We start from the raw sequence: 13,604 nt of genomic DNA on the forward strand, positions 1-13,604 counted from the left end.
TCAGCTCGCAGCAGAAGTAGCGTTGAAATCCAGGTTGGGCGACAGCCGATAGGCCGCGCTCAGTTCGTTGTAGCCAGCCGGCGCGCCGGTGATCACCAGCGGATGGCCGGCCTTGCGGGCACGTGCTGCCAGCTCGGCCAGCAGGGCCAGGCCGGCGCTGTCCACGCGCTCGACCTCACCCAGCTCCAGCCGTGCCAGCTTTGCCGGCAGGGCCTGCAGCTGCGGCCACAGCGCGATCACTGCGGCGCGGTCGAGCACCCCGCGCAGGCGCAGGGTGTCGCCTTCCAGCAGCGCCAGTGCGTTACTTGCCATTGCCCGCGGGCCCGGCCTGCATGCTGCCGCTGTGCAGTTCGCTGGCCACCTGCTTGATGCCCTTCTGGCGCAGCGGGGTATCGAACTGGTTGCGGAAGGTCTGCACGTAGGAGATGCCTTCGATGTTGACGTCGAAGATCTTCCACTGGCCGTTCACGTTGCGCATCCAGTACTCGACCGGGGTCGGCTCGCTGCCGGCACGTACCAGCTCGGTGCTCACGCGCACGCCGCGGTTGCCCGGCAGCGGGCTTTCACCCTTCAGGCGGAAGCTCGGCTTGCCCTGGATGTTGAGCAGGGTCGAACCGTAGCGCTGCATCAGGCTGTCGGCCATGGCATCGGCGAACAGCTTGATGTCGGCATCCGAGGCGCCGCGGGCATGCGGGCCCAGCACCAGGCGTGCCGCATAGTCGCGGTCGAAGGTGCGGTTCAGTTCGCTGTCGATGTAGCTGCGCAGGCTGGCCGGGTTGCTGCCGAACTCGCTCCTGCGCTGCTGCAGGGTGGTGAGGATGCGCGTGCTGGCATCGATCACCACCTTGCCGGCCTGGCCCTGCGTCGCGGCAGCGGCGGGAGCGGCGGCCTGGGCCTGGGCGAGGAACGGAGTAGCTGCCAGCAGCGCCGAGGCGAGCAGGGCCGGGATCAGTTTCATCTTCATGGTTGCGGTTCCGTTGCAGGCGCCTGCGCGCCATCGTTGGGCTTCTGAGCAGCGCCACCACCGGCGCCACCACTGAACATGTACTTGCCGACCAGCTGGATCAGGTCAACCGCCGGCTGGGTGAAGACAATTTCGTCGCCGGCCTTCAGCACGTCCGGATCACCGCCCGGCTGCAGACCGATATAGCTCTCGCCGAGCAAACCACTGGTGAAGATGCCGGCCGAGGTGTCCGCCGGCAGGTCCTTGACCTTGCTGTCCATGCGCAGGGTCACGATCGATTCGAACTTCACCGGGTCCAGGTCGATCGAGGCGACCTGGCCGACGGTGACGCCGCCGATCTTCACTGGCGCCTGCTTGCGCAGCTGGCCGACCTGGGAGAAGCGCGCCTTCAGCTCGTAGCCCTGGCTGCCCCAGCTCCAGCGCTGGTTGGTCGAGGCCACGGCCAGCACCATCAGCGAGGCCAGGGCCAGCAGCAGAAAAGCGCCGACGGAGAATTCGAGTCTGGGACCGCGGATGGCCATGTGGATTACCTGATCGAGTCGTGGTGGCCGCGCGCGCCTGCGCACCGCCGGTGGAGGGGTTAGGTGAACAACATTGCCGACAGCACGAAGTTGAACATCAGCACCAGCAGCGAGGCGTTGACCACCGCACGGGTGGTCGCCACCGAGGTGCCCTCGATGGTCGGCTCGGCATGGAAGCCAACGTAGGCGGCAACCAGCGCGGCGGTGCCGCCGAAGATCGCCGACTTCAGCATCGCCACGCCGAAGTCATCCCAGAAATCGACGCTGTTGCGCAGCGCCGACCAGAACACGCCATTGTCCAGGCCCAGCACGTGCACGGCCTCGAAGTAGCTGGCACTGATCGCCAGCGAGCAGAAGATGCCGGTCAGCAGCGGCACGGTCAGCACCGCCGCCCAGAAGCGCGGTGCCACGGCTTTGGCCACCGGGTCGATGGCCATCAGCTCCAGCGCCTTGATCTGGTCGGTGGCGCGCATCAGGCCCAGCTCGGCGGCGATCGAACTGCCGGCGCGACCGATGAACAGCAGTGCGGTCAGCACCGGCGCCAGCTCGCGGTACAGCGACAGGCCGAGCAGGGTCGACAGCGCGTCGGCGGCACCGAAGGTGGTCAGCGTGCGGTAGCCCTGCAGGGTCAGCACCAGGCCGACGAAGGCGCCACCGACGGCGATGATCGGCAGCGAGCGCGCGCCGATCTTGTAGATCTCGCGGGTCAGTTCGGCCAGGAAATCACGGGTCGGCAGCGAACCGCGCAGCACGGTCAGCGAGAACAGGCCGGCGCGGCCCAGCGAGCGGGTGGCTTGGACGAACGGCATCAGGCAACCCTCGCGCGTGGCGCGGCATCGAACGGAATCGGACCATCGGGCTGGCCATGCAGGAACTGCCGCAGCAGCGGATCCTGGCTGGACTGCAGTGCCTCGGGCGTGCCCTGGAACACGATGCCACCATTGGCGATGGCGATGACCTGGTCGCAGATCGGCAGGGTCTCGTGCACGTGGTGGCTGACGATGATGCTGGTCAGGCCCAGGCTGTGGTTGAGGCGCTGGATCAGGCTCATGATCACCCCGGAGGCGATCGGGTCCAGCCCGGTCAGCGGCTCGTCGTAGATCATCAGCGGCGGATCCAGGGCCAGTGCACGGGCCAGCGCGACGCGGCGCGCCATGCCGCCGGACAGCTCGCGCGGCCACGCATCGGCGGCGGCCAGCAGGCCCACCGCATGCAGCTTCATCTCCACCAGCCGGCGCAGCACCGCCCTCGGCAGGCGCGTATGCGTGCGCAGCGGCAGCGCGACGTTTTCGGCCACGGTGAGGTCGGTCAGCAGGCCATTGCCCTGCAGCAGCACACCCACGCTCTTGCGCATTTCCAGCAATGCGCTGCTGTCATGCGGGATCGGCTTGCCGAACAGGGTGACGTCGCCAGCGACCGGGCGCAGCTCACCGGTCAGCGCGGCCAGCAGGGTCGACTTGCCGCTGCCGGACGGGCCAAGAACCGCGGTGATACTGCCCTTGGGCACCTGCAGCGACACGTCGCGCAGGATCGTGCGTCCGCTCCGGTCGATGCGGACGTTGGACAACTGCACCAGACTGGAGGTGGAAGCCGACATGGGCACCATTAACGTTTTTTAGACATCGAAGGATCGGGCCAGCCGGCTGAACATAAGCAGACTGGACGGTCCAGTATTGTTGCACGGCAGGGCTTGGCGCAGGCCGGGACAATCGGCCGGCAGCCCGGAACAATCCGTACCGTCGATGGGCCAACCATTGAATACTGCCTGCCGTCCTGCACACTGTGCATGATGAGTGACCCAGGCAGCGATTTCCGCCTCTACCATTCCAACTCCCTGGACGTGCTGGCCGCGCTGCTGGCGCGCAACGTGCGTGCGCCGGTAACGGGCCAGCCGCTGCTGGCGCCGGAAGTGGTGCTGATCCCGCAGGTGGCGATGCGCCGCTGGCTGCAAGCGACACTGGCCGCCGAATTCGGCGTCGCTGCCAACCTCGAATTCCTCACCCCGGGCGAGTTCGTGGCGCGCGCGCTGAAGGCCAATGTCAGCGGTGAGCAGGACGATCTGGACGCGGCTGGCCTGCACTGGAAGCTGTACCAGGCACTGCGCGACCCGGCGTTGCTGGCGCAGCCACCGATGCGCGCGCTGCAGTCCTATCTTGCCGGCGGTGACGCATTGAAGCCGTGGGCGCTGGCCGGCGAGCTGGCCTCGGTATTCGAGAAGTACCAGGCATGGCGCCGTGACTGGCTGCTGCGCTGGGCAGCCGGTGCCGATCCGGCCGATCCGCAGGCGATCCTGTGGCGCACCATCACCCGCGGCCACGACTACCGCGCGCGTCGCATCCAGGAGTATCTGGACCGTTTTGAAGGCGCCGGCCAGCCGCTGCCGCGGGGGCTGCCGCCGCGCATGTCTGCGTTCGCGACGCTCAACATTTCGCCCGATGTGCTGCGGGTGATGGCCACCCAGGCGCGGGTGGGCGAACTGCACTTCTACATGCCCACCCCGGTGCAGTCGTACTGGGGCGACCTGCAGACGCTGGCCGAGCGCCTGCGCAGCGGCGCGCCCGATCCCTTCGGTGAAGCGGCCGGCGAGAACCGCCTGCTGGAAGCCTGGGGCGCGGCCGGGCGCGATTTCATGGCGGTGCTGGGCAGCTATGAGGTGGTGCACCCGGCCGGCGAGATCGCCGCCTATTCCGATCCGGAGGAGGACACCCGGCCGACCCTGGACGAAGGTGGCCTGTCCGACAGCCTGCTGCATCGCCTGCAGCGCGATCTGTTCCACCGCCGCGCGCTGCCCTCGGGCGAGCTGCGCGAGGCTCTGCGCAGCGACGATCCCGGCCTGCAGGTGCATGCCTGCCATACCCGCCTGCGCGAGCTGCAGGTGCTGCACGACCAGCTGCGCAGCCTGCTGCAGGACCCGCGCTTCGACCCGCCGTTGCAGGCGCGCGAGGTCGCGGTGCTGGCGCCGGATATCGATCCCTATGTGCCCTACCTGGAGGCGGTATTCGGTGGCCGGGGAGGCGACGAGGAGCGCATTCCGTATGCGCTGGCCGACAGCAGCCCACTGGCCGGCGAGCCGTTGGCCGATGTGTTCGTGCACCTGCTGGGCCTGCCGGTCTCGCGTTTCGGCCTGAACGAAGTGCTGGACCTGCTGGCCAGCGCGCCGCTGGCCGAAGCGGCCGGCCTGGAAGCGGTGGACTTCGACCGCCTGCACGGCTGGCTGCAACAGGCCGGCGCGCGCTGGGGGCTGGATGCGAAGCATCGCGACCAGCATCAGGCGCCAGCCGACGATGCCTATACCTGGCAGTTCGCACTGGATCGCTTGGTACTCGGCCATGCCACCGGCAGCGAGGCCGACCTGGCCGGCGTGGCGCCGTGGATCGAACTGGAAGGCGGCGCGTTGGACGCCTTGGACCGGCTGCTGCGCCTGCTGCGCGTGCTGGCGGTGTATCAGCGGCGCCTCGGCGAGCTGCTGACCCCCGCGCAGTGGCGGCAGCGCCTGCTGTCGCTGCTGGATGCACTGCTGCCAACCGCTCCCAGCTCGCCAAACAGCCAGCGTGCCCTTGAGCGCCTGCGCAAGCTGCTCAACCAGTTCGCTGAAGACGCGGCCAAGGCCGGTTTCGTGGACGGCGTGCCCCCGGAGGTGGTGCGCGCGCACTTCGCTGGCGCGCTGGGCGAGGCCGATACGCGTGCGCCGTTGCTGACCGGTGGCATCAGCTTCGGCCGCATGGTACCGATGCGCCTGCTGCCATTCCGGGTGATCTGCGTGCTGGGCCTGAATGATGGTGACTTCCCGCGCCGTGACCCGGCCGCTGGCCTGAACCAGCTGACCGCCGAGCTGGATACGCCGCGCCGCCGCCCGGGCGACCGCTCCACCCGCGAGGACGATCGCTTCCTGTTCCTGCAGCTGTTCGCCGCCGCGCAGGAGGTGTTCTATCTCAGCTATCTCGGCGCTGATCCGCGCGATGGCAGCGTGCGTGAGCCGTCAGTGCTGGTCAGCGAACTGATCGATGCTGCTGCCGCGTATCACCTCGATCCGGCTGCGGCGGTCCGTGACTTCATCGTCCGTCATGCCTTGCAGCCGTTCTCGCCAGCCGCGTTTGGTGATGGCGACCCGCGTCGCTTCAGCTATCGCCGCCAGTGGCATCCGGCCGCCGGTCGCCTCACCGGCCGGCGCGGTGGCCTGCAGCCGTGGTTCGACGCACCGTTGCCGCCGCCGGCCGACGATGCGGTGGAAGACGAGGTCGCGCTCGATACCCTGCGCCGCTTCCTGTGCGACCCGGCCGGGCAGTTTCTCGCACAGTCGCTGGGCCTGCGCCTGGCCGACGAGGTCGAGGAGGTGGATGACCTGGAACCGCTGGTGCTGTCTTCGCGGGGGCCGGAAAAGCGCAGCGTGCAGGCCGCGGTGGTGCGCGCCACGCTCAGCGGCGATACCGAGCCGTTGTACCCGCGGCTGCGCGCGCGCGGCCTGCTGCCCTCGGGTCCATTGGGCGAGCGTCAGTTCGAGGTGGAGCAGTTGAAGACGCGTCCGTATGCCAGTGCGCTGCTGGGCTGGGTGCAGGGCGAACCGCTGGAGAGCCGTCGCTACGAAGTGGACATCGACGGTGTGCGCCTGCATGGCCGCGTGGCCGATCGGCATCCCGAAGGGCTGGTGCGCCTGCGTGCTGGCACGCTCAATGGCAATGCAGTGATCCGCCAGGGCCTGGACTGGCTGCTGGCCAACGCCGCCGGCGACGCATTGCCGCTGGTGCAGTTCCACGATGGCGGTGACGCCGGTCCCGGCCCGCATGTGCTGCCGGCGCTGAGTGTTCCCGCTGCGCGCGCGGCACTGCGTGCGCTGCTGCAGCTGCGCCAACGCGGCCTGCGCGAGCCGCTGCGCTTCGCCCCGTATACCGGTTGGGTGCTATACAACGCACCGACAGAAAAACAGCGAAGCGAAGGCTGGAAGCAGTGGCACGGCAGCGACCGCACCTGGGGTGAATCCAGCAGCGACGCCTGGCAACTGCTGCTGCGCGGTGCCGACCCGTTCGCTACCGATGCCAGCTATGCCGACCTGCTGCGCAACAGCCAGGTGGTCTTCAGTGCGGTGCGCGAAGGCCGCACTCTTGGCACCGAAGCGCGCCAGGAGGGCAACGCATGAACACCGCCATCGCCGAAGACGGCATCGAATCCCTCAGCCGCGATCCCTATCTGGCGCTGCCGCTGGAGGGCATCCGGCTGATCGAAGCCAGCGCCGGCACCGGCAAGACCTTCACCCTGGCCACGTTGTTCACCCGCCTGGTGGTGGAGCAGGGCCTGCGCATCGGCCAGATCCTGGCGGTGACCTTCACCGATGCCGCCACCCAGGAACTGCGCAAGCGCATCCGCGAGCGGCTGGCGCTGGCCGCGCGCCTGGTCGATCTGGAACCGGCCGAGGGCGAAGCACCGGACGTGCGATTGACCCGCGACGTGCTGCAGCGCCATCTGCACGGCGGCTCCGAGAACTCCACCGCACTGAAGCGCCGCCTGCAGGTGGCCGCCGACGAGATCGACCTGGCGTCCATCTTCACCATCCACGGCTTCTGCACCCGCGTGCTGCGCGAGCATGCGCTGGAAAGCGGCCACACCTTTGATCCGCCGGAACTGCTGGGCAGCGATCGTGAACTGCTGGAGGAGCTCGCGGCCGATCTGTGGCGCGTGCATGCCAACGACCCGGCCACGCTGGAGCCGCTGACCTGGCTGTGGTCCAACCCGGACGCGCTGGCCGCCGATCTGCGCGCGCTGCTGGGCACGCCGCCGCTGCACCCGTTGCCACGGCCGGTGGCGCTGGCCGATCCACACCCGGCATTGCAGAGCGCGGCGGAAGCCCTGTCCGCAAGCGTGCGCGAGCATGGCGAGCAGTTCTTCATCGACCTCTGCGATGCAGTCGACAACAAGTGGCTCAACGGCGTGTCGTACAAGCTTGGCTGGCTGCACCCACTGGGCCGGCAGCTGCTGGGTTGGGCCGGGCGCGGCGACCCGCGCGAGCTGCTGGCCGGCGATCGCCTGCCGGCACTGCTGCCGGAGGTGCTGGCCGACAAGACCAACAAGAAGTTCCCGGATCGCACGCCGTCGTCGCCGCTACAGGCGCCGTTGGCGCGCTATGTCGCGCTGCTGGCTGAACGCGATGCCTGGTTGCGTGCCACAGCGCTGAATTTCCTGCACGCGCTTCGCGCCGAAGCCGCGCAGCGCCTGCAGGCGCTGAAGCGCACGCGCCGGGTGCAGACCTACGACGATCTGATCGATGGCGTAGCGCTCGCCCTGGAAGGCCCGCAGCGGCTGACGCTGGTCAAGCAGCTGCGCGCGCAGTACCGAATCGCGCTGGTCGATGAGTTCCAGGATACCGACGACCGCCAGTGGGGCATCTTCCACACCGTGTTCGGCGATTCGCCGGAGGTGCGCGAGCTGGGCCTGGCGCCGGCGCTGTTCCTGATCGGCGACCCCAAGCAGGCGATCTACGGTTTCCGCGGCGGTGATATCCACACCTACCTGAAGGCCAAGCGGGTGGCGCAGCAGGCGCCGGTGCTGGACCAGAACTTCCGTTCGCGACCGTCTGTGCTGCGCGCGTTGCAGGCGCTGTACGACAACGGTGGCGAAGACGCCTTCCTCGAACGCGACATCCGGTTCGAGCCGGTGCGTTCCGGTGGCCTGCGTACCGACGAGGACTACCAGCGCGACGGCCATGCCGCCGCGGCGCTCACCCTGCGCGTGCTGCGCACTGGCGGCGACAAGGCGATGAGCGCCGATGCCTCGCGTGATGCGGCGACCCAGGCCTGCGTGGCCGCGATTCACCAGATCCTGGTCGAGGCGCGTGCGGGCAGTGCCATGTTGCGTGGGCGACCGGTGCAGCCCGGTGATATCGCGGTGCTGGTGCGCTCGCATCGCGAGGCCACCCTGGTACAGCGCGCGTTGGCTGCAGTCGGTATCCCGGCGGTGGCGGCCGGCAAGCAGAGCCTGTTCGCCACTGCTGAAGCGCGCGATCTTCGCGCGCTGCTGCTGGCGCTGCTGCAACCGGCCGACGAAGGCCGCCTGCGTACGGTGCTGGCCACCGTGCTGCTTGGCCAGCGCGCAAGCGCGATCGCGGCGATGGAGCGCGAGGGCGACCTGCAACGCGGGTTCCAGGCGCAGCTGCTGCACTGGCGAGAGCGCTGGCAGCGCGGCGGACCGTTCGCAGTGATTGCCGATGTCTGTGCCGCACAGGGTGAACGCTTGCTGGCGCTGATCGATGGCGAGCGCCGCCTGACCAACTACCTGCAGCTGGGCGAACTGCTGCAGGAAGCTTCGGCGCAGGCGCTGGGCATGCACGGGCTGCTGGACTGGCTGCAGGGGCAGATGGCCAGCGCCGACCAGGATGACGAGCAGCAGCTGCTGCGCCTGGAATCGGATGCGCGCCGCGTGCAGATCATCACCCTGCACAAGAGCAAGGGCCTGGAGTATCCGCTGGTGTTCCTGCCGTTTGTCGGCATCGACGGCGGCGCAACGAACACCGCCTCGCACTGCACCGTGCACGTCGGCGGCCAGCGCCAGCTGCACTGGAAGCTGGACAAGGACGAGGCCTGGGAAGCGGCCAGCACGCAGCGTGAGCGCGAGCAGCGCGCCGAGGATGCTCGCCTGCTCTATGTAGGACTGACCCGTGCCGAGCATGCGCTGTGGATCGCAGTGGGTGATCTGGCCGGGCTCGGCAGGACGCGTCTGGCGCCGCTGCTGGGTGACCTGCAGGCGCTGCGCGCGCACGCCGATGTGCACATCGATGACAGTGAGGCACCAGCCGCGCTGCCGCAGCTGGCGGCTGAAGTGGAAGGTGACCTTCCGGCGGTGCGTGCGCTGACCCGGCGCGTGCCGCACGACTGGTGGGTGTACAGCTTCACCCAGCTGGCCCACGCCGATGCTGGCGCCGGCGACGATATCGAAGCGGCCGCCACGGAACTGCCAGCACCGGCGGCCGACGAACCGGCTGGTCCGGAACTGCCGCTGGAACCGGCCCTGCCGGAACCCGCCGCGGCCGCCGCGGACAGCGCACCGCTCGATCCGCGTTTCATGGGCAGTCGTTTCGGCAACGTGCTGCATGAGGCGATGGAGAATGTCGACTTCGCTGCATGGGCGGATTGGCAGCCGGGCCGGGAAGCGCCCGAGGGGCAGGCCGAGGTGCTGCGCAAGGCGCTGCACGACGAAGGCTATGCCGATGTCGACCTGGACGATGGCGTGGCGGTGCTGGTGCCATTGGTTGGCCACACGCTTACCGTACCGCTGCCCGAAGGCGGCGCCCTGTACAGCCTGGCCGAAGGCGAGCGCCGCGCGGAAATCGACTTCCACTTCGCCATCGAACCGACCACGGTGCCGGCGCTGCTGCAGGTGCTGCACGCGCACGGCGTTTCCAGCAGTCGTCGAGGGTTCGGCCAGCGCCGCCGGTTGGAAGGCCTGATGACCGGCATGATCGACCTGACCTACGTGCGCGACGGGCGCTGGTACGTGCTCGACTACAAGTCCAACCGCCTGCCGGGCTACAGCCCGGACCTGCTGGCCATCGCCATGCGCCACAGCGAATACGACCTGCAGGCGCTGATCTACACCGTGGCCCTGCATCGCTGGCTGCGCTTCCGCCTGGGTGCGGCCTACAACTACGAGCGCGACATGGGCGGCATCCGCTACCTGTTCTGCCGCGGCCTGGATGGCGCCGGCAACGGCGTGCATGTGGACCGCTTCCCGCTGGCACTTGTGGATGCACTGGACGCGTTGTTCGCTGGTGGCGAGCAGGCCCAGGCCGAATTGGCCGCGCGTGCGCGTGGAGCCAGCGCATGAGCCTGTTGAAGGAACTGCACCAGAAGGGTCTGCTGCGCACTCTTGACCATGCACTGGCGACCAGCCTGCAGCGGCTGCGCGACGACACCCCGGACAGCGTGGCGTTGGCGGCAGCACTGGCCTCGCTGGCGGTGGCGCAGGGCCACGCCGGCTTCGATCCGGCGCAGCCGCAGCGCCTGCTGGAAGGCGTGCCGGAATGGCCGGATGCGCAGGCCTGGCTGGCACAGCTGCGTGCATCGCCGTGGGTCGCCGCGCCGGAGCAGGCCGAAGCAATCGCCGAGGACGCGCCGCTGGTGCTGGAGAACGGCCTGCTCTACCTGCGCCGCTATCGCGAGTACGAACGGCAGTTGGCCGCCGGGCTGCAGCGCATCGGCCGGTATTCGCTGCCGGCACCGGACATGGCCGCGCTGGCACCGTTGTTCGCGCAGCTGTTCCCGCAGGCATCGGGCACTGAAGATCACCAGGCACGCGCCGCCGGCGTGACCCTGCGCCACCCGCTGGCGCTGGTCACCGGCGGCCCCGGCACCGGCAAGACCACCACCATCGCGCGCCTGTTGCTGCTGCTGGCCGCACAGGCCCGGCACGCTGGCCAGCCGCTGCCCGAGGTGGCGCTGGCCGCGCCTACCGGGCGCGCCGCCGAGCGCATGGCCGAGAGCCTTCGCGTCGCCGTGCAACGCCTGCAGGAACAAGGACTGGACCCGGCGTTGTGCGCGGCATTGCCCAGTACCGGCACCACCCTGCATCGCCTGCTCGGCGTGATTCCCGATTCACCACGCTTCCGCCACCACGCCGACAATCCGCTGCCGGTGGACGTGGTGGTGGTCGACGAAGCCTCGATGATCGATCTGCCGATGATGGCCAAACTGGTCGACGCGATCGCCAGCGGCACCCGGTTGATCCTGCTTGGCGATCCCGATCAGTTGCCGTCGGTCGAGGCAGGTGATGTGCTCAGCGCGATCCTGCGTGCCAGCGGCGACGGCATCGGCACCCGTGCCGACGACGCGCAGGCACTGCATGGTCTGCTGCTTCCGGCCACGCTGCAGCCGCAGGCGGCACCACGCGCCTTCGCTGGCCGCCGGGTGCAGTTGCAGCGGGGTTACCGGCAGAGCGATGCGCTGGACCTGGCACCGCTGGCGCACGCCGTGCGCGAAGGCGACGGCAGTACCGCGCTGCGGCTGCTGCGCGGCGGTGCATTGGCTGGTGTGCATTTCCATGAAGGCGAAGCCGATCCACTGCGTGGCGAGCGCGAGCACCTGCTGGGCCACTGGCGTGCACTGGCAGACGCGGCCGATCCAGCGCTTGCCCTGCAGCAGGCCGGGCGCCTGCGCGTGCTGACCGCGTTGCGCGAAGGCCCGCAGGGTGCGCGCGGGCTCAACAGCCGCATCGAACAGCTGCTGGCCGGCAACACCCCGGGCTACTTCCAGGGCCGCCTGCTGCTGGTCACCGAGAACAGCTACCGGCACCGCCTGTTCAACGGCGATATCGGAATCTGCCTGCGCGATGGCAGCGGCGCGATGGTGGCCTGGTTCCCCGGCGACAGCGTCGACCAGCCGCGCGCCTTCCATCCCGCAGCACTGCCCGCACACGAAAGCGCCTTCGCGATGACCGTGCACAAGGCACAGGGCTCGGAGTTCGATGAAGTGTGGTTGCAGCTGCCACGCCAGGACAGCCGCGTGTTGTCGCGCGAACTGGTCTATACCGGCCTGACCCGCGCCCGCCAGGTGCTGCATGTGGCGGGCAGCGCTGATGTGCTGCAGGCCGCGTTGAAACGCCACGCCAGCCGGTTGGGTGGCCTGGCCTGGCGGCTGGGTGCGGAAGACGTGGCCGAAGCACCAACGCGCGTCGAACAGCCCACGGTGCAGGGCACGTTGTTCTGAATCGGGGTCGGATCCCGTTCCCATCGGGAACGGGCTCTGACCCCATCGCCCCGATGTCGCATTTGCCCTTTGATGACGCCGTCGGCGCTACCTATCCTGAGTTGCTATCCCACGACACAGGAACCGGCACATGGCGCTTATCGCCCTGGATGACCCGCGCTGGGCCGAACTACAGCATGCCTACGGGGCTGCGGATGACATTCCGGAGTTGCTGGTGAATCTGAGTATTCCGAAGGGTGAAAGAGCGGACGACGATCCGATTGAAGATACCTGGGAGGAATTGTGGAGCAGCTTGTGCCATCAAGGGGATGTCTACAGCGCTTCGTTTGCAGCGGTGCCGCATATTGTTGATGCGCTTCTGCGGCAGCCAGAGCTCCTGATGTTCGACTTCGTTGGGCTGCCGATCAAAATTGAAGTTGAGAGACGAGAAGCCGACATCGTGCTCCCGGACTTTCTGGAGCCGCAGTACTCAGAGGCGCTCCAGAACCTCGCTCGCTTTGCCGCCAGCGTAATCCTGGAGACGCATGATAGAAGCATGAGTTCAGCGTTGCTGACATCGCTCGCGTTGGCCCACGGCAATACCGGCGTCGCACGCATGCTTGGGCAGATAACCGCTTACGAAGCGGATGAAGCGGTTGATCTGTTCCTCAATCGCTAGCCAGAAGCAGTCGAGCATGGCTCGACTCTACAAAAGCGTACTTCGATCATTCCGACGTTCATCCACGCATGGCGTGGATCTACCGTGTCGACCAAGGTCGACACCCACTAGAGCAGAACGCCGTGCCGACAGATCGCAGGAAACTGTCGAAGGCGGGGTGGGTCCGGTTGAGGGGGTGTGAGCGGCATGGATGCCGCGACCAAGCCCCCATGGATGGGTTTACGGCGTCCCCCTCAACCGGACCCACCCCGCCATCCCACGGAATGCCCGCTTTTGACGTTGACGTTGCCTCGGCAGGTGCAGGGCGCAGCCCTGCCGCCACTTCATTCCGCGATCAACACCAGCCCATCCGGGAACACGATCGCCGTTTCATCAGCACTCACGTCGAAGAAGCCCACGCCGTGCTTCTCGGCCAGGTCCTGCACGAGGCCATGCGCACGTTCGGCTACCGAATAGGAAAACGCGCCGTAGATCACCTGCTGGCCGATGCTGTACTCGGTCACCTCGGCACGGTCGTCATCATCGTTGCTCAACGGCCCGTTCAACGGCGGGAATTCCTGCGCCATCTCCGCGAACCACGCCTGCAGCGCCGGGCTGCTGACGGCCGGGTCGTCGTACTCGTGGCGCTCGTTCCACTGCGTCTGCTTTTCGAACCAGGCGATGAAAGCCGCCGCCTCACGTGGGGCGGCGCTGGCCTCGAACACCATCATGTCGTAACTCATTGAACCATCCTGCTGGCGTGGCGAAAGGCTGCCGGGCATCGCCCGGCGCCA

General features: G+C 68.2%; 10 protein-coding genes. 4 read left to right on the forward strand and 6 right to left on the reverse strand.

Annotated features, from left to right (window positions below; all coding sequences use genetic code 11):
• From EZ304_RS20700 to EZ304_RS20720, 5 genes are read right to left on the reverse strand one after another with little or no spacing between them, the layout of a single operon-like run.
• Positions 1-312 carry an STAS domain-containing protein gene (locus EZ304_RS20700; protein WP_099554185.1) on the reverse strand — a complete coding sequence of 104 codons (312 nt, stop codon included), beginning with the start codon at positions 310-312 and terminating at the stop codon, positions 1-3.
• On the reverse strand, positions 302-964 hold the full coding sequence (locus EZ304_RS20705) for an MlaC/ttg2D family ABC transporter substrate-binding protein (RefSeq protein WP_099554187.1): 663 nt from the start codon (positions 962-964) through the stop codon (positions 302-304). The genes EZ304_RS20700 and EZ304_RS20705 overlap by 11 nt, the downstream gene beginning before the upstream one ends.
• The gene (gene mlaD / locus EZ304_RS20710) at positions 961-1,485 is read right to left on the reverse strand and encodes an outer membrane lipid asymmetry maintenance protein MlaD (RefSeq protein WP_005411706.1); all 525 of its coding nucleotides are present in this window, start codon (positions 1,483-1,485) and stop codon (positions 961-963) included. The genes EZ304_RS20705 and mlaD overlap by 4 nt, the downstream gene beginning before the upstream one ends.
• A 59-nt stretch (positions 1,486-1,544) precedes the next feature.
• A complete protein-coding gene (locus tag EZ304_RS20715) occupies positions 1,545-2,294 on the reverse strand; it encodes an MlaE family lipid ABC transporter permease subunit (protein ID WP_005414955.1) in 750 nt (249 codons plus the stop codon).
• Positions 2,294-3,082 carry an ABC transporter ATP-binding protein gene (locus tag EZ304_RS20720; protein ID WP_142808026.1) on the reverse strand — a complete coding sequence of 263 codons (789 nt, stop codon included), beginning with the start codon at positions 3,080-3,082 and terminating at the stop codon, positions 2,294-2,296. The genes EZ304_RS20715 and EZ304_RS20720 overlap by 1 nt, the downstream gene beginning before the upstream one ends.
• A 189-nt stretch (positions 3,083-3,271) precedes the next feature.
• Here EZ304_RS20720 and recC point away from each other — a divergent pair, with 189 nt between their 5' ends.
• The 4 genes from recC to EZ304_RS20740 all read left to right on the forward strand — a co-directional run bounded on the left by recC (position 3,272) and on the right by EZ304_RS20740 (position 12,831).
• On the forward strand, positions 3,272-6,619 hold the full coding sequence (recC, locus tag EZ304_RS20725) for an exodeoxyribonuclease V subunit gamma (protein ID WP_142808027.1): 3,348 nt from the start codon (positions 3,272-3,274) through the stop codon (positions 6,617-6,619).
• Complete coding sequence (recB, locus tag EZ304_RS20730) at positions 6,616-10,296, forward strand: exodeoxyribonuclease V subunit beta (RefSeq protein ID WP_142808028.1); 3,681 nt, start codon at positions 6,616-6,618, stop codon at positions 10,294-10,296. Before recC ends, recB begins: the two co-directional genes overlap by 4 nt.
• Entirely contained in the window at positions 10,293-12,173 is a 1,881-nt protein-coding gene (recD, locus tag EZ304_RS20735; RefSeq protein WP_142808029.1) for an exodeoxyribonuclease V subunit alpha, read from the forward strand. The genes recB and recD overlap by 4 nt, the downstream gene beginning before the upstream one ends.
• A gap of 130 nt (positions 12,174-12,303) precedes the next feature.
• Positions 12,304-12,831, forward strand: coding sequence for a hypothetical protein (locus EZ304_RS20740; RefSeq protein ID WP_142808030.1), 528 nt, complete (start codon positions 12,304-12,306; stop codon positions 12,829-12,831).
• A gap of 323 nt (positions 12,832-13,154) precedes the next feature.
• On the opposite strand, the gene EZ304_RS20745 is transcribed toward EZ304_RS20740, so the two are convergent.
• Entirely contained in the window at positions 13,155-13,553 is a 399-nt protein-coding gene (locus tag EZ304_RS20745) for a hypothetical protein (RefSeq protein WP_142808031.1), read from the reverse strand.
• Positions 13,554-13,604 lie beyond the last annotated feature (51 nt).

It is taken from the genome of Stenotrophomonas maltophilia, assembly GCF_006974125.1.
In the GTDB taxonomy this organism is placed as follows: Bacteria; Pseudomonadota; Gammaproteobacteria; order Xanthomonadales; family Xanthomonadaceae; genus Stenotrophomonas; species Stenotrophomonas maltophilia_O.